The organism is Chloracidobacterium validum (assembly GCF_018304825.1).
GTDB lineage: Bacteria > Acidobacteriota > Blastocatellia > Chloracidobacteriales > Chloracidobacteriaceae > Chloracidobacterium > Chloracidobacterium validum.
Window position 1 is genome coordinate 1,396,282 of sequence record NZ_CP072648.1, and the last position, 16,941, is coordinate 1,413,222.

General features: G+C 58.2%; 14 protein-coding genes and 1 pseudogene. 5 read left to right on the forward strand and 10 right to left on the reverse strand.

Features of this window, described 5'->3' with window-relative positions; all coding sequences use genetic code 11:
- Positions 1–4: 4 nt before the first annotated feature.
- The 8 genes from J8C06_RS05815 to bcp form a co-directional block, all read right to left on the reverse strand.
- Positions 5–304, reverse strand: a complete 300-nt coding sequence (locus J8C06_RS05815) for a hypothetical protein (protein WP_211427788.1) — start codon at positions 302–304, stop codon at positions 5–7.
- Entirely contained in the window at positions 301–1,686 is a 1,386-nt protein-coding gene (locus tag J8C06_RS05820) for an aminopeptidase P N-terminal domain-containing protein (RefSeq protein ID WP_211427789.1), read from the reverse strand. Before J8C06_RS05820 ends, J8C06_RS05815 begins: the two co-directional genes overlap by 4 nt.
- Positions 1,687–1,693: 7 nt before the next feature.
- Entirely contained in the window at positions 1,694–2,470 is a 777-nt protein-coding gene (locus tag J8C06_RS05825) for an indole-3-glycerol phosphate synthase TrpC (RefSeq protein WP_211427790.1), read from the reverse strand.
- Complete coding sequence (locus tag J8C06_RS05830) at positions 2,433–3,287, reverse strand: SDR family oxidoreductase (RefSeq protein ID WP_211427791.1); 855 nt, start codon at positions 3,285–3,287, stop codon at positions 2,433–2,435. Before J8C06_RS05830 ends, J8C06_RS05825 begins: the two co-directional genes overlap by 38 nt.
- A 7-nt stretch (positions 3,288–3,294) precedes the next feature.
- Positions 3,295–3,975: a carbonic anhydrase gene (locus J8C06_RS05835; protein WP_246601991.1), complete on the reverse strand. Its 681-nt coding sequence runs from the start codon at positions 3,973–3,975 to the stop codon at positions 3,295–3,297.
- A 27-nt stretch (positions 3,976–4,002) separates the two neighbouring features.
- Positions 4,003–5,604, reverse strand: coding sequence for a SulP family inorganic anion transporter (locus J8C06_RS05840; RefSeq protein ID WP_211427792.1), 1,602 nt, complete (start codon positions 5,602–5,604; stop codon positions 4,003–4,005).
- 85 nt (positions 5,605–5,689) lie between these two features.
- Complete coding sequence (locus tag J8C06_RS05845; RefSeq protein WP_211427793.1) at positions 5,690–7,204, reverse strand: PrsW family glutamic-type intramembrane protease; 1,515 nt, start codon at positions 7,202–7,204, stop codon at positions 5,690–5,692.
- 55 nt (positions 7,205–7,259) lie between these two features.
- A complete protein-coding gene (gene bcp, locus J8C06_RS05850; RefSeq protein WP_211427794.1) occupies positions 7,260–7,724 on the reverse strand; it encodes a thioredoxin-dependent thiol peroxidase in 465 nt (154 codons plus the stop codon).
- Positions 7,725–8,019: 295 nt separating this feature from the next.
- On the opposite strand from bcp, the gene J8C06_RS05855 reads away from it, so the two are divergent.
- The 4 genes and pseudogenes from J8C06_RS05855 to serA all read left to right on the forward strand — a co-directional run bounded on the left by J8C06_RS05855 (position 8,020) and on the right by serA (position 13,370).
- On the forward strand, positions 8,020–10,608 hold the full coding sequence (locus J8C06_RS05855) for a GumC family protein (protein WP_211427795.1): 2,589 nt from the start codon (positions 8,020–8,022) through the stop codon (positions 10,606–10,608).
- Between the two features lie 116 nt (positions 10,609–10,724).
- Positions 10,725–11,260: pseudogene (locus tag J8C06_RS05865) on the forward strand (lysoplasmalogenase).
- Positions 11,257–11,730, forward strand: a complete 474-nt coding sequence (smpB, locus tag J8C06_RS05870; protein WP_211427798.1) for an SsrA-binding protein SmpB — start codon at positions 11,257–11,259, stop codon at positions 11,728–11,730. Before J8C06_RS05865 ends, smpB begins: the two are co-directional and overlap by 4 nt.
- 50 nt (positions 11,731–11,780) lie before the next feature.
- A complete protein-coding gene (gene serA, locus J8C06_RS05875) occupies positions 11,781–13,370 on the forward strand; it encodes a phosphoglycerate dehydrogenase (protein WP_211427799.1) in 1,590 nt (529 codons plus the stop codon).
- 20 nt (positions 13,371–13,390) lie between these two features.
- Here the strand turns inward: serA and J8C06_RS05880 are convergent, their stop codons facing one another.
- Positions 13,391–14,905, reverse strand: a complete 1,515-nt coding sequence (locus J8C06_RS05880; protein WP_211427800.1) for a cryptochrome/photolyase family protein — start codon at positions 14,903–14,905, stop codon at positions 13,391–13,393.
- Positions 14,906–15,019: 114 nt separating this feature from the next.
- Here J8C06_RS05880 and bchM point away from each other — a divergent pair, with 114 nt between their 5' ends.
- A complete protein-coding gene (gene bchM, locus J8C06_RS05885) occupies positions 15,020–15,685 on the forward strand; it encodes a magnesium protoporphyrin IX methyltransferase (RefSeq protein WP_211427801.1) in 666 nt (221 codons plus the stop codon).
- A gap of 92 nt (positions 15,686–15,777) precedes the next feature.
- Here bchM and J8C06_RS05890 read toward each other — a convergent pair whose 3' ends face one another.
- Positions 15,778–16,857 (reverse strand): bifunctional UDP-sugar hydrolase/5'-nucleotidase, encoded by a 1,080-nt coding sequence (locus J8C06_RS05890; RefSeq protein ID WP_211427802.1) that lies wholly within the window; start codon positions 16,855–16,857, stop codon positions 15,778–15,780.
- Positions 16,858–16,941: the final 84 nt, after the last annotated feature.

The window sequence follows — 16,941 nt, forward strand, 5'->3', positions numbered from 1 at the left end:
AGACCTACACTTCACCGCGTAGGCGGGCATAGACATAGTCTAGGTCGCGCAGTGAGGCAACGATATAAACTTCACGCGGTAGCGATTCATCGCTTGTGCCAAGCGCGACGGTGATGCCGTTGTCTGGGCATTTGGCAAAACAGGGACGGCTACTCATCGCCACACAGCCGCCCAGGCCTTCTTTTTCGAGCTGCTTTTGAAAGAGTGGGCGAATGCGCGCGCCGAGGGCCGCCACATCGCCGTCCGTGGCGCGGCGGGCGCAGCTACTGCAAAACTTTACCGTGTCAAACAAAAGCTCGCTCATGCCGGCAGCCCCCCAGGAGCCGGAGCGACACGGCGGATCGCCTCGATGTCGGCGACTTCCTTGGGGACGGCCGCCGTGAGGACTTCGTTACCGGTGCGGGTGACGAGGACATCATCCTCGATGCGGACGCCGATGCCGGCATAGCGTTTCGGCACCCCCTTGCCCCCCGGCGCGAAATAAAGACCTGGCTCGACCGTCACGACACAGCCCGGACGCAGCTTTTCATAGAGGAACGTTCCGTTTTCAGTTTCCTGGGTGAAGTAGGTACAGGCGTCGTGGACATCACTGCCCAGCCAGTGACCCGCCCGGTGCATGTAGTACTTCATATACGTTTTCTTTTCCTTGATTTCATCCAGCGAGCCGGTCAGCAGCTTGAGGTCACGCAACCCATCAATCAGGGTTTCGAGCGCGACTTGGTGGTAGTCGTCAAAGCGCGCGCCGGGTTGAACGGCGGCAATCGCGGCTTTTTGCGCGGCCAGCACCAGCTCATAAATTTCTCGCTGCGCTGGCGTGAAGCGGTGCCCGACGGGAAACGTCCGCGTGATGTCGCTGGCGTAGTAGCCATACTCGGCCCCGGCATCTATCAGCAAGAGGTCGCCGTCCCGCAAAAGGGCATTGTTGGCGCTGTAGTGCAGCACCGTGGCGTTGGCGCCGCCACCCACAATCGAAGTGTAGGAGCTACCCAGTGCGCCGCGCCTGCGAAAGATGTATTCCAGCTCGGCTTCGACCTGAAACTCATACTGCCCTGGGCGAGTGCTTTGCATTGCCCAGAGATGAGCTTCAGCCGCAATATCGGCCGCGCGGCGCATGCGAAGGAGTTCATCGGCGTCTTTGGCAAGGCGCATCTTGCCCAGGATCGGCAAGGTGTCGCGGATAATGCCAGGCGCTGGACCCTGCCGGTGACGCCGCCGCGCCGCCGCGCGAAAGGCCTGGATGACACGCTGATTGAGTTGCTCGTCGCGCCCAAACTTGAAGTGCAGCGTTTGGGTTTGTTCCAGGTAAGCGCCGATCTGCGCGTCGAAGCGCTCAATCGGGAACGCCTCATCCGCTCCATAACAGGTTCTGGCCCCCTCGACGCCGGCCCGCGCGCCATCCCACGTTTCGCGCTCAGGGTCGCGGGGACGAACGAACATGATAAACCTAGGCGTTTTACCGCCAACCAGCAGCACGATGGCATCCGGCTCCTCAAACCCGGTGAGGTAATACACGTCACTATCCGGGCGATAGCGGTAGTACAAATCATGCGTCCGGTGGGCTTCGGGCGGGTTGTAAAGCAACATCAGGTCATCGCCCAGCGCCTTGAACACACGCTGGCGACGCTTGGCATGACGTTCGGCGTTGAAAGCAGGCGGCGGGAAAACTTCGCCAAAATGATTGGGCATACAATCTTCAGGCGCGCGCGCGTCCGAGCAACTCGTCAAAAGCTGCCGTCAGGTCTGGGGCGCGCATCAGATGCGTTCCGACCAGAAAGCGCGTGCAATAGGGTAACAGTGCTTCAATGTCCGCGCGGCCGTGAATGCCGCTGGCGGCCACCGTTACGATACCGAGCGGCACGCGGGGCGCAAGTCGTTTTGTCGTATCAAGCGAAATTTCAAATGTTTCCAGGTTGCGGTTGTTGATCAGCATCACTGAAGGGTCAACGGCCAGGGCGCGCTCCAACTCAGCTTCGGTTTGAACTTCGACCACCGGCGTCATGTTCCAGCGTTCAATCTCGGCATGCAGCGATTGCAGGCGCTCATCGTCCAGAATTTTCACAATCAGCAGCACGGCTTCCGCCCCGGCGGCGCGGGCCGCATGCACCTGGCGGATGTCCAGAATGAAATCCTTGCACAGCGTCGGACGCGACGACCGACCAGCCACCTCGCGCAACAAGTCCAGGCTACCGCCGAAGTAGCGTGGTTCGGTCAAAACGGAAATCGCGGCCGCGCGCGCGTCGTAAACTGACAGAATAGCCGGCAGGTCGGGTTGCGCCTGCAACACGCCATCACTCGGTGAAATAGGCTTGATTTCGGCAATAATGGCCGGCGCATCAGTCTGTAGGGCCGGGAGCAATGTCCCCCGCGCCGGCGCAAGTGCCTGAAATGAGGGTTGGTCGTGAGTGAGAAACTGGCGGCGCGCGGCTACAATTTCACTCAGCGTCGGACGACGTGAGACAGGTTGCGTCATGGCTCTTTCGTTGAAGTTTGGCTTGTCGTTGCTGTCCGCGCCGCTGAAGGTAGGGTGCCAGCAGCGGTGTCAACGAGGGGTAAAGACTCGTCAGCTTGGCCAGCCAGCCGCGCCGCCGTGGCAGCGTCATCTCCAGCGGACGCCGCCGCCGCGCTTCTTCGATGGCAGCGGCGACCTCTTCTACGCGCAAGATGCGCCCACCGGAAAACGTCAGCGCCGCTTCCTGGCGATGCACTTGCAGGTCGAGCATCGGGGTTTGGACGGCATCCGGGCAAATGACCGTCACGGCGACGTTGTGCGGGGCAAGCTCTTGGGCGGCAGCGAGCGAAAAGCCACGCACGGCAAATTTTGACGCTGTATAAAGCGCCAGGCCGGGCACCGCCGCGATGCCGGCCAACGACGCCACGTTGATGATGTGACCGCCGGCCGGTTGGCGGCGCATCTGCCGCGCGGCAACCAAGGTTCCGAAGATGACCCCTTTGGCGTTGATGTCAAGGTGGGCATGAACGGCGGTCGTCGGTACGTCCAACAGGGCGTCCACTTGCAGGTAGCCAGCAATGTTACACAGCACATCCAACTGCCCCCAACGGTCAACCGTGTCGGCAATAACCCGCTCCCAGGCGCGCTCGTCGCGTACATCGAAGGCAACCGGCAGCGCGGCAGCGCCATCCTGCGCCGGGAGTTCCGCGCAAATGCGCTCCAGTTTCGGGGCCGACAAGTCGGCAAAGACGACACGATGCCCCGCCCGGTAGTAGTGCTCGGCGACGTAGCGTCCGATGCCGCTTGCGCTACCGGTCACCAACATCACAAAAGCCATAGGCAAGTTACGGTAACTCCGGTGAAAACTCGTAGCGGTAAATATCGTCTGGCAAGTCACCGGGACGAATGAGTGTCAACTCCTGAATGAGCCCGGTGTACAGGTCATAGACCCACCCATGCAGCCAGGGCCGGCCGTGCTTGAGCCAGGACTTCTGAATAATCGAGGTCTCTGCCATGTTGCGCACTTGCTCAATAGTATTGAGTTCAACCAGCCGTCGAAAACGCGCATCCGGATCGGTAAACGACTCCAGTTCACGCGAGTAGTTACGATAGACATCCTTGATGTGCCGTAGCCACTTGTTGATAAGTCCGTAGCTTTTACGTGACATGGCCGCTTTGACGCCACCGCAGTTGTAGTGACCACAAATGATCACGTGCCGGATTTCCAGCACGTCAACTGCGTACTCCACGACACTCATCAAGTTGATGTCGGTATGAATGACAAGATTGGCCACATTGCGGTGAACAAAAAGCTCCCCAGGCTCAGTACCAGTAATGTCTTCGGCCGGAACACGACTGTCAGAACAGCCAATCCACAGGTAGGCCGGCGATTGGGTGTCCTTTAGGCGCAGGAAATAATCTGGGCGAATTTCAAGCTTTTCCTGCGCCCACGCTTTGTTAGCAAGGAGCAGTTTTCGGTATTCCTGCATGCCATTAACGGATGACGCCGGCAAGCGTTCGGTCATAGTGACTCCATTGTTCATCAAAGGCGACTAGTGGGCTGGCTGGGGCTGGATCAAGCTAGGCGCTTTTTCATCAAAATTACTCGTGCTTACAGTGATATTACGATAGGCAGATGCGGCTCGAAATTCGTTGATGACATCAAAAATGTCCTGGTCCACATACAGGGCGCGCGTACCGTCAATAAAGAGGATTGCGCCGTCCGGGATACTTTGGAGTTTGCGCTTGAGTTCGGTCTTGTTGACGAAGGTGACGTCTTTGTTGAAGCGTAACAGATAGGCATCCCCATGGCTTACCAAAGTCACAGCCGAGCGGTAGTTCGCACGAATAACAAAGAACAACCCAAAAATAAGACCAATGCCAATGCCCACCAAGAGATCAGTCGCGACAATCGCGACAACCGTCACAATGAACGGAGCAAACTGCGCATAGCCCTGGGCATACATAGACTGAAACAAAGATGGCTGGGCTAACTTATAACCAACCAGTAGCAGAATCGCCGCCAGTGAGGCGATCGGAATTCGATTCAGCAGATCAGGCACTAAAACGACGGCAAACAACAACAGGACGCCATGAATAAACCCTGACAGGCGGGTTCGTCCACCGGCATAGACGTTGGCGGTGGTACGGACAATGACAGCCGTGATGGGCAACCCACCAATCAACCCACTTAGTATGTTGCCAATCCCCTGGGCAAAGAGTTCTTGGTTCGGCTTTGAAAGACGCTTGAACGGGTCCATCTTGTCGGCAGCTTCTACCGAGAGGAGTGTCTCAAGACTGGCAATGACCGCCAGGGTTGCGCCGAGCTTGAGAATTTCTGGACGACGTAACGCCTCAATATCCGGCAGCGTCAACTGTGAGAGGAACGACGTAAAGCCAGTTGCCACAGGCAATGTAACCAAGTGGGCTTCGTCCGCCCGCAGGTAAAATGCCGACCCACTCACCCGCAGCACTTCGTTGATGAGCACCCCCAGGATAACCACAACCAGCGGACCAGGGAGTAACGTCAACCAAGGCAACTGCTTGAGTTTAGGGTGATCCCAGGTCAACAGCACCAGCAGTGACACAATGGTAATCGCTACAGCGGCTGGCTGGGCACTAAGGATGCCTGTGATGATGGCCCCAACGGTCGAGCTTTCTTCAAACTTAAGGAAACTCAGCGTGTCGGTAAAGGTAAAATCCTGATCACGCCCCAGCGCATGCGGGATTTGCTTGAGAATAATAACGATTCCAATTCCCGCCAACATGCCCTTGATGACACAGTTAGGGATGTAATCAGCTAGTGCGCCGCCACGCATCAACCCGAACACGATCTGTAGCGCACCGGCAACTACCACGGCTGCCAAGAAAGCGCGGAAGTCACCGGCTGTGACAATTCCCTGGGCAACAATGACCGCTAGCCCAGCGGCTGGGCCGCTCACCGAGAGTTGCGACCCAGAAAGTGGTGCAATGACCAGTCCACCAATGATACCGGCAATAATGCCTGAAAACAGAGGCGCATTCGACGCCAGAGCAATACCAAGGCAGAGTGGTAAGGCAACGAGAAAGACGACAACGCCGGCTGGGAAATCATACCGCAAATTAGCGATAACCCCTGGCTCCAGACGGTGGGGGGTGGCTAGGTCAATGGGCATAGGCACACTTTACTGGGATGTCGAGGATGTGAACGAATCCGTGTGCGTGAACCAGACTGACGTGGGTGACCAAGCTCCACATTGATCACACTTGTTCCCTCAAGCGCATGATCTCAGCTTGCAGACGTGGAATCTGGGGCAGGCTGCGCGTTTCACTCTGGGCGGCGACAGCCCGCTGCACATGCCAGTAAGAAAGCCCTAGTTTCGAGACGTTTCTGAGAAACGCGCGCCGCGCCGCGAAATTGCCCTGGAGCGGCCAGAGCGTTCGACGAATGGCTGACGTGACAATGGCCAACTGTTCGGGTGTGATCAGTCCGCGCGCGACCTCAACGGAAAGCATTTCTCTGAGGATTTTTCCTTCACGCCGCGCAACGTAGAAGAGGAAGCCGATAAACAACAGAAAGAATGGTACTTCAAAGAGCGCATAGCCAATGAGGAAGCCTCCACCTAGGAGTACGGCCATGCCATTCCAAATCATGTGCAGGATCACTGCCAGGATATAGCCCCCCAGCGGGGCCAGCAGCCGAACCGCCAGGTTATGCGACTCGCGCGATAGTCCGCAGCCGATGCCCGTCATCGCCGTAAAGGTCACATGGGCAAAGGGCGACAGGATGCCGCGCAAGATAAAAACGACGAGCAGCCCTTCAAAACCACCCTGCAGCAGACTTCGCCCGTAATAGAGAATGTTTTCGACCGTGGCAAAGCCCAGCGCAATAAAGCCTCCATAGACAATGCCATCCACAATGTCATCAAACTCCCGGCGCAGAAACAGCAGGATCAAGAGCAGTCCAAGCCCTTTTGATCCTTCTTCGACAATCGGCGCCGAAATCACCGCCCCCACCACCGTGCCGGCGACTTCCCCACCGACGCTGGCGGCCACCGCGCCAAACAGGGAATTGAGGATATACGAGACAATGACCGCCACCACGCCGCCCCAGACGAAGGAGGCCGCCAGCGCCCACACCGGCTCCGGGTCATAGCGGTCAAGCCATAGCAACGGCAGCATGTAAAAGAAGGCCGGGACAAAGGCCACGATGGTCGCAATGAGCGCAACCACGATGCCCAGCTCAGAGAGCATGATCAGGGCCACCAGCAGCGTCAGCGCGAGGCAGACGAGGACGCCAACTGCCGTGCCGACATACACACCGACCGGCGAAACCGCCGACTCGGCCACCGGTGGCTTGCGCTCTGGGTCATACATGCCAATGCCGCCCAGGGTTTGGCGCAACATGGCCGTCCGCCCACCCGGCACCGATACCGGGCGACTCGGCGCGGCCGCCATAGTCGGCGCGGGCGACTCCAAGGCCACACGCAGTTGCACACCGGGCGCGCCCAGTTCAATCACATCTCCATGGTTGAGCCGAACGCGCTGAATGCGCTGGCCGTTGACATACGTGCCGTTGGTGCTCTGGTTATCCACGACATAGAAGCCATCCGGTTCAGCCTGCAAAAGGCAATGCCGCGACGACACCATGCCGTCTATGGACGGATCGAATCGCACGCCGGCGTCCACGCCCCGCCCCAGTAGAAGCACACCCTCGTGAAGACGATAGGACTGACCGTTGAGTGAACCGTTGAGCACCGAGATGCAAAGTCGCATAGGGAGCAAACCTCAGTCACCGCGCCGGTAGCGGAGAATCGTCTCAGACATCTCGCTACCCGGCCAAGCCGAAAGCCTCCAGAACTTCCTGGCTATGGGCTTCCACGTTAACCTTGTCGAAGATCTTGACAATGACGCCCTGCTCATCAATCAGAAAGGTTTTCCGCGCCAGTCCCATGAACTTCTTGCCCTGCCATTCTTGCTCGCCATAGACACCGTAGGCTTCGGAGACCGTGTGGCTCGTATCGGCCAGCAACGTGAACGGAAGCTGGTATTTTTCAGCAAAGGCACGGTGCGACGCTTCATCGTCGAGTGACACGCCAAGCACGACAATGCCCTTCTCTTGATAGGCTCCATGCGCATCCCGGAAGCTGCACGCTTCCTTGGTACAACCCGGCGTGTCGTCTTTGGGGTAGAAATACAGGACGACTTTCTGACCGCGGAACTGTTCAAGACTGACTTGATTGCCGCGCATGTCGGGTAGGGTGAAGGTCGGAGCAAGTGAGCCGACGTCAGGCATGGAGCACCTCATAGTGTATGTGGAGATACGAAACATTGGCAGACTAGTCGAATTCGCCCGCCCGAACAATGGGCTTTTCGGTATCTGGCTGTTCAGCCGAGGCACAACGCGATATAGTCAGCCGAGTTAGCGAGCGGCAACGACTTGCCCAGTGTCACCAAGACACGCTGGCTAACGCCTAATCGAACACTGGTTTGACGTTGAACTCCCGGCGTTGTAGCCGCGTGGTTTCAAACATATCAACCTAGGCTTTTCAGCCGTTTATCCGCATATAGCACATCTTCAGATCACCGCCATGCCCCAAGATTCATCCAGTCACAATGCCATGCTCGCGCCGACGGCGGCCGAGGTCGAACTCAGCACGCCAACTGTTCAGGACCGCATGCGGCGGCGTGGGAGTTATCAATACACGCTACCGCAGGAGGATAGTGGGCAACCGGTACGCCAAGCGCTACTGACCATCCTACGCTACAAGTTTACGGTTATTCTTTGTGTCGTTCTGACAATGACCGTGACCGGCTTGGCGCTTTCCCGTATGCAGCCGATTTACGAGGCGTCAAGCAACATCGAAATTGCCCCGGAAAAGGAGTTTTATTCTTCGAACGGGCGCAGTATTTCATTCGCACCCTATTCGGTTGACCCGGATTATCTCAATACCCAGATTCGTAAAATTTCGAGTCCGGCGCTGCTCGTTGAGGTGGTCAAGACCCTCAAGCTCGACCGTGATCCAAAGTTTCTGGCGACCGGACCCACGACGTTGAGCGCCGCCCTGACCGACCTCATTCGCTCGCCGCGGGGACGCCCAGAGGCTCCACAAGCTGCCAACCCAGGCGAGTTGCCTGAAGCCAATCCCGCCGCAGCCGCAAGCGAAGCTGATGAGTTGGAGCGCTATGCCCCCCAGATTGGACGGCTAACGGCCGGATTGCAAGCCTATGGCATCCCCCGCACACGACTGGTGCGGATCGTTTTCCAGCACCATGACCCTGAAACGACAAAGTTGGTTGTCAACACGGTTGCTGAAGTGTTTGCCCGACGGAATGTCTCCGACCGCCTGCAGCAGGGCAGCAGTCAGAAGGAGTTTTTATCCTCCACAGCGGCGCGGTTACAGCAAGAAATTCTTGAAGAAGAGCGCAAGCTGACGGAATACCTTCGCACGCGAAAAATCGTTTCACTCAAACCGGAAGACAACCCGGAAGTAGCGCGCCTGACCGGACTCAATCAAGCCCTACTCGAAGCTGAAAAAGAGCGGCTGCGCGCCGAGGAACGTTATCAAGCCAGCTTGAACGAACCGATTGACTCGCTCAATGAAATGCAATCCGACACCGAGCTTCAGAAGCTGCGCGGTAAGATTTCCGAACTCAAGCAGCGCCGGCTCGAGCTACTCGCAACGTACACCGAACTTCACCCGGATGTCGTTCAGGTTGAGCAGCTTTTGGCCCAAGCTGAACAGGAACTCAAGGAAGCCAAGCTCAACACCCTGGCCCGCATCAAGACGGACTATTTCAACGCCAAAAAACGTGAAGAAGAGCTTCGGGCGCGCGTCGAGAAGCAGCGGAATGAAGTGGTGACGCAAAACGGCGACGGCGTCATGCAGCGCATGATGCAGGACAACATAGACAACAAGAAAAAAATGCTTCAGACCCTCCAGTCCACCACGAAGGACACCGAGATTGGTCTGCGCATGGACCTCAACAACATCATGGTATCCGACCGAGCCAGCACGCCTGGCGCGCCGATTAGTCCGCGCGTCAGCTACACCCTGAGCGTGGCATTTTTTCTTTCGCTCTTTGGCGGGATTGGAATGGCCTTTACCCGCGAGTACCTCAACACGCGCATCAAGTCAGTCGAAGACGTGGATCGCCTGCTCAACTTGCCGACGCTGGGACTGATTCCGCAAGTTTCGGCCAAGGAGTTGGGCAAAGGGAGCGGCTACTACAACTATGGGGGGGAAACCAGGGCGTTGGCCAAGCTGGCGGATGGACGCCCCTTGCCAATGGACTTCAATATCGGACTCAGTGCCTTTGCCCTCTCGGCCTCGCCTGTCGGCGAGGCTTACCGCCAGCTCCGCACGTCCATCTTACTCTCATCTTCGGAAGACGTTCGCAACCGGATCATCCTCATCACCAGTAGCCAACCCGGCGAAGGCAAAACGACGACGTCCTTCAATACGGCGATTTCGCTGGCCCAGACTGGGGCATCGGTCTTGCTCGTGGACTGCGATCTGCGGCGTCCCCAACTTCAGAAACTCTTTGATAAGCAAGGTCAAGACAATGTCTTTCGGCCTGGCTTGTCGCGGTACCTGGCCGGACAGTGCAAGATTAGCGACATCTTCACATCGTCTCCGATTCCATACCTAACCTTGATTACGTGTGGGCAGATGCCACCCAATCCGGCCGAACTGCTTGGTTCGCAGCGCATGCGGTCGTTGCTGGCCTACGCGGTCGAGAAGTTTGACTACGTCATTCTCGATACGCCGCCCATGTTGTCGTTTGCCGACGCGACGATTCTCTCGGCCATGGCCGACAGCGTCATTTTGGTGGTCAACTGCCAGCGTTCAAAACGCGACATCGTGAAGCGCACGTGCCGGAAACTCGATGAAACCAACACGCGCGTGCTGGGCGTCGTCCTCAACGGCATGTCGCAAGAACAATCGAGCTACTATGGCTACGACTATTACGGCTACAGCTCGTACTACCGTTACAGTCAGTCAGTTGCCACGCCTGGCGATGGTAAAGCTGCCGGCACTAAGCTGCCGCCATCCGCATCGGACGTTTTCGAGCAGCTCAAGTCGGCCCTGGATGAGCAAGACAAACCAAACGAGGACCAACCGGCGGATACCGACGCGCCGGCGTCTAATGGTACGGCGCGACGCAGCCCAAGGTAGCACCGGTGCTTGTGGTGTGGCGCTTTTGGATAGGTTACGGGTTGCTCGCCGCGGCTTACTTGGTCACGCTGGGCTATCGGCCCTATCCCGGAAGCTTTCTCGTCAAAGCATTGCCGGTGCTGTTTGCCACCGGTTGGGTCTATGGCCGGGCTCGCGCGCGGACGTGCGCGCGGACGTGGCAGGTCAGTTGCGGGTTGGCCTGGTCTGCGGTTGGGGATGTGTTCCTGGCGCTTGATGACCGCTTTTTTTCTTCGGGCTGGGGGCCTTTTTCCTCGCTCACTTGTGCTACATTGCCGGATTTGCGCCGCTCGCGCGAATCCACCAGAGGGCTGCCCTGCGCGCCGGCAGTGTCCTGGGCTATGGGCTTGGGCTGGGATGGGTTTTAGGGCAAGCCACGGGATGGCAACTACCCATCCTGGCCTATGCTTTGGTGCTCACTGGCATGGGCGTGGCCGCCGCGCTTCGTCAGGGAAGTCATCTGGTCTTCCTGGGCGCGGTTGCCTTCATCATTTCGGATAGCCTGTTGGCCATCAACCGGTTTTTATTGCCTCTGCCCCTGGAACACATGTTGGTTATGGTGACGTATTACCTTGCCCAGGGACTGATCAGCAGTGGCATCCTGAGCGACCATGCGGAGCGCCCGACACCATGACCACGTCCGCCACATCAGACGCCGTCAAAATGATTGCTTCCAACCGGGAGGCGTACTTTGATTATTTCATCCTCGACACCTACGAGGCCGGTCTCGAACTCGTTGGGACGGAAGTCAAGGCCCTGCGTGAAGGGCGCATCAACCTCAAGGATGCCTACGTGAGCATCCGGGACGGCGAGGCCTGGCTGCTTGACGCCCACATCAGCCCATATTCACATGGCAACCGCTATAACCACGACCCACGCCGGACCCGTCGTCTGCTATTGCACAAGCGTGAAATCGCCAAGTTGGCGGCAGCCACCCAGGAACGCGGATTGACGGTTGTCCCCACCAAGCTGTATTTCAAGCGCGGACGCGCCAAGGTCGAAGTCGCCATTGCCAAAGGCAAGAAGACCTATGACAAGCGCGAAACCGAACGCCGCCGTGACCTTGAGCGCGAGGCCCGCGCCGCGCTCAAATCACGCGCCTAATCCCCCAAGACGCTCAACACCAGTATCTTATTGCAGTGGTACCAAATCCCATGACAACGCATCACGTTCTCGTTTGCGGCAACCTTGCCGAAGACGGACTCAGTCTTTTGCGCAACACGCCCAACATCCGCCTCGATGTCAAACCGGAACTCAAAGAAGACGAACTTGCCGCGCTGATTGCGCCCTACCACGCCTTGATTGTCCGCAGTGACACCCGCCCCACGGCAAAAGTGATTGCCGCGGCGGAAAACCTCAAAGTCATCGGCCGAGCTGGAACCGGCGTGGACAACATTGATGTCGAAGCGGCGACCAAGCGCGGCATCGTCGTGATGAATACACCGGGCGGCAATAGTGTCACGACGGCCGAACACACCTTTGCCCTGCTGATGTCCACGGCGCGGCACATCGCCCAGGGGACACTCACGCTCAAAGCCGGCCGCTGGGAGCGGAAAAAGCTCGTGGGCGTCGAGCTGTCGGGTAAAACGTTGGGCGTCGTCGGGATTGGCCGGATTGGCAGCCTGGTTGCCCAGCGGGCGGCCGCGTTTGGCATGCACACCATTGGCTACGACCCTTACCTGACCAAAGAAGCCGCGGCCAAGCTGGGCATCGAACTGGTTGCACTCGACACGCTGTTTTCCCGCGCAGATTTCATCACGCTCCATGTGCCACTTACCGATGAAACCCGCCACATCATCAACGCTGAAGCTTTCAAAAAAATGAAGCGTGGCGTCCGGCTCATCAACTGTGCGCGTGGTGGTCTCGTGGACGAACTGGCGCTGGCGGCCGCGCTCGCAGAGGGCACCGTTGCCGCCGCTGCCCTCGATGTCTTTGAAGAAGAACCGCCCCCCGCAGACCATCCCCTGCTCAACCTGGCCAACGTGACCTGTACGCCGCACTTGGGGGCGTCCACCACCGAAGCGCAGATCAGTGTCGCCGTCTCGATTGCCAAGCAAATTGTGGATTTTCTGGAAACCGGGGCCATCTTTGGCGCGGTCAATGCGCCGTCGGTCAGCGCCGAGATCATGACCGAACTGCGACCGTATGTGGACTTGGGCGTCAAGCTCGGCATGTTTCAGGGGCAGGCGTTTGGGAGCAATGTCCGGCGGCTGGTCATTGAATACAGCGGCAAGGTCGCCGACCTTGACGTTCGACCGATCACCCAGGCGGTCCTGGTCGGGTTGCTGTCTGGGACGAGTAATCGCGTCAACTTCGTCAATGCGGCGCTGATTGCCGAGGAACGCGGCATTGCTGTGTCTGAAACCAAAAACCGCGTCGCCAAGGATTTTGCCAGCTTGATTAGCTTATGGGCGGAAACTGAACAGGGTGAAAGCGATGTCGCCGGCGCGATTTTCCGTGAGTCTGATTTACGCATCGTCCGGGTCAACGGCTTCCCAATCGAAGCCATCCCCAAAGGTCATATGCTGTTGTGCGCCAACCGCGACCAGCCGGGCACACTGGGGCGCATTTGCTCGACCCTCGGCGATGGCGGCGTCAACATTGCGCGACTTTACCTTGGACGTAAAGAAATGGGCGGCACGGCGATCTCGCTCATCCAGGTGGATTCGCCGGTTCCCGACCCGGTGCTGACCAAGCTGGGTGAAATTCCGGCAGTCCTCAAGGCGCGGTGCATTCACCTTTAGGTTCTGTCCCCAGTTCAGCCCTAAAGGTCTTCCAGTCGGTTCAGGATTTGTTGGGCCCAAGCCAGCGTTGCTTCCCGTTCGGCGGCGCGCATGGTATCCCACGCAGCGTACATCATGCGCATCCGCTGGTTAGGAAACAGCTTTTCCCGATGGCGGTCGAGAAAATCCCAATAAAGGCTATTGAATGGACAAGCGCCATCGCCGTGCCGCCGCTTTGGGTCATAGGCGCAGCCGGTGCAGTAGTCACTCATCCGGTTGATGTAGGCAGCGCTGGCGGCGTAAGGCTTGGTCGCCAGAAAACCGCCATCGGCGTAAAGTGACATCCCCAGCACATTTGGTAGCGTGACCCACTCATAAGCATCCAGGTACGCCAACCAGAACCACGTATTGACCTCTTGTGGATTCACGCCGGCAATCAAAGCAAAGTTGCCTAACACCATCAGCCGCTGAATGTGGTGGGTGTGCCCGGTTTCGATGAGCTGCGTGACCGTTTCTCGCAGACACCGTAGATGCGTCTTGGCATCCCAGTAGTAGTGGGGCAGTGGGCGCGTGTCACCAAAGAAGTTGACCGTCGCAAAGTCCGGCATGCGCAGCCAATAGAGCTGATAGATGAACTCCCGCCAGCCAATGAACTGCCGCACCACACCTTCGACGGAAGTGAGCCGCGCTTTCCCAGCCCGGTAAGCTTTCTCGGCCTGGCGCGCCGCTTCGAGTGGGTCAAGCAACCCAACGTTGACATAGGGCGACGCCAGCGAGTGGTACAGTGCCGACTGTCCGGCGACCATAGCATCCTCATACGGGCCGAACAGGTCCAGGCGATGGTCGAGGAAGTCGCGGTAAAAGTGTTCGGCATCGGCGCGGGTCGTCGCCCAGTGGAACGGCTCGATGTGACCATACCCATCAGGGAAATCTCGGCGCACCCAATCCATCACCTCGCGCGTGATGGCGTCTGGTGCGTAGCGGGGCAAGGGTGGAAACGGATGGTGTGGTGGCGGGACCTGGCGGTTGTCTTTGTCGTAGTTCCAGGTGCCACCGGTTGGCTCACCATCCGGCTCGATCAGAAGTCCGGTTTGTCGCCGCATGCGCCGGTAAAAATGCTCCATCACGAGCGTTTTCTTACCACGTGCCCACGCGGCAAAGGCCTGCCGGTCGCTCACAAACAGTGTCGTTGGAAGCTGGTGGAGCGTGACTTGCCACGCCGCAGCAAGCTGTTGGAGAAGGTCGGCCACGCCATATTCGGTTGGCTCCATCAACCAGATACGGGTCGGCCGATACTGCTGCACATGGGCGGCAAAACCGGCTTCAAAGCTCGGCTGCTCCCGGCGGTAGTCCACCTGCCAGCCCAGCCCGCGGAGTTCCTCGGCATAGTGGCGCATTGCCGAAAACAGGAAGACCAACTTTTGCTTGTGATAGCGGACTCGCCGGGCATGCGCCGACGATTCGATCATCAGCACGACCGCATCGCGTGGTGTCAGGCGTTCAAAGGCCGGGTGGCGGAGGGTCAACTGGTCGCCCAAAATCCAAATGGTTTCCATCGTATCTTCTCGCGTATCTTCTCGTCCTAGCGCAGGCTTGACTTTTGGGAGGCTGGATTGGACGTTGGAAGGGAGGTGTGTATTTCAACCGTCTTTACTCTGGAGCGCAATCCCATGGCCCAGTCATACGCCACGGCGCAGGACCGAATTCGCCAGTACTTTGATACCGTCGGCTTTGAAAAGTGGCAGCGTTTCGCGCGCGGCGAAGCGCAAAACCGAATCCAGGCCAGCATCGTCGCCGGGCGGGAGCAAACCATGGCTACGATCTTGGACTGGGGCGGCGACTGGCGCGGGCAAAGCGTTCTGGATGCCGGGTGCGGCACCGGAGCATTTGCCCGGCGACTCGTGGACGCCGGAGCGCGCGTCACAGGGGTGGATATTTCGGCCCGTGAAGTCGCCGCCGCCAAGGAGCGCGTCCCGGAAGGCATCTTTCGGCAAGCTGACTTCTACGGTGTGTCTGAAACCTTTGACACCATTGTTTGCCTTGACAGCCTGATTTACTACGCCGAAGACGACCTTCTACAACTCTTGCAGCACCTTGGCCGGCACATGCGGACCACACTCTATTTCACCTTTACGCCAAGCACGGTTTTTTTTGAGGTCATGCACACCGTTGGAAAGCTTTTCCCCAAAGGGAATACGTCACCAGCGATTGCACAAATCAAGGCCAAACGACTCTACGAACGACTTGCCACGGAAACGACGCTTCGGCTCGTGCGCACGACTCACATCAGCTCAAGCTTCTACCAAACAACCCTGGTTGAACTTCGCCAAGCCTAACCTTGTCCACGGTTAAGCACTGAAAACAAAACGGCGCTCGCTTGCCTGGAGCGCCGCCGGTGATTTTGTTGTCGGTATGGCTTCTGGACGGACTAGGGCGCAGCCTGCACCATACTGCGCCGGGCTTCTTCGACAGCCGCTTTGGCATCTCTGACGATCTTGAGCGCATTTGGTTCGCTGGGCACGGTGGCGTCAAGCAGGATAAACCGGTTGCTGTACGTCCGCTTGCCATCATCGGTCACATAGCCGCGCAGTTCGCCGAGTGCCTTTGTCTCGTAGTTATTCACGACTAGAGCCGTGTTGCCTACGGTTTCAAGAGTGAGGAGTGACGGCTGTGTGTGACCAACTATCATGATGTCCACGCCCTCCAGCTCGGCGGCCAGCGCCCTGGCTTGGTCAAGTGGCAGGTAGGCCAGTACCACAACCACATCCGCTTGCTTTTGAAGCTGAGGCAACACCTCCTTCAGCGCGGTTGCCGGGTCGCGCCACACATACCCCGTGCCTTCGCTGGGAGCCGGTTCGCACACGCCGGTAATGCCAATCCGCAGCTTATGGTTTTTTGGGAGGCGCGGTGACTTGACTTCCTTGACGATAAAGCGCGGCAAGGCAACGTGGGTTTTCTCATTTGCCGCCGGCATGGCATTGGCGGAAACATACGTCCCAAGGATGGGAAAATCAGCGGCAGCGCGCTTTGCTTCGCCGGTCGAGAAGTACTTGTGCAGGACGCGCAAATCCTGATAGGTCAGGTTCACGGCGTCAAAGGGATAGGCGCTATAGCCACGCAACGCATAGTCATTTTGCACAACCACGTCTTTGAAAGGCGGATTGAGCAAAACACCCTGGTCATTGAAGATGGCCCCGACGCTGAGTTCAAGCAACGGGATTTGGTCGTAGGTTGCGCGAAATGCCTTGGCCATCGTGACGCGCCGGTGCAGCCCGCCACTGGGGTTGGCCGGACAACCGCAAGTGTCGAGATTGGCCCGCATCTCTCCCGAAAAATGAATGGCAAACGCGGCCTTGTCATCAGTTCCAAGCAAGTGAGCCGGAACCACTTGGGTCGGGACAGATGGAGACTGCGCCAGGACCGGCCGCCAAACGGAGCTGCCGCTCAACCCGACTGCCAGACAGATTGTCAAAGAGAGCGTAGCAAACAATAGCGCACGATTTCGCATACTAAACATCAACCTCGGAAGGCAATTTTGGATTGGAATAGCGCTTAGATGTCTGCCGTGTCAGTCGGGGCGCTACCTTCGGCA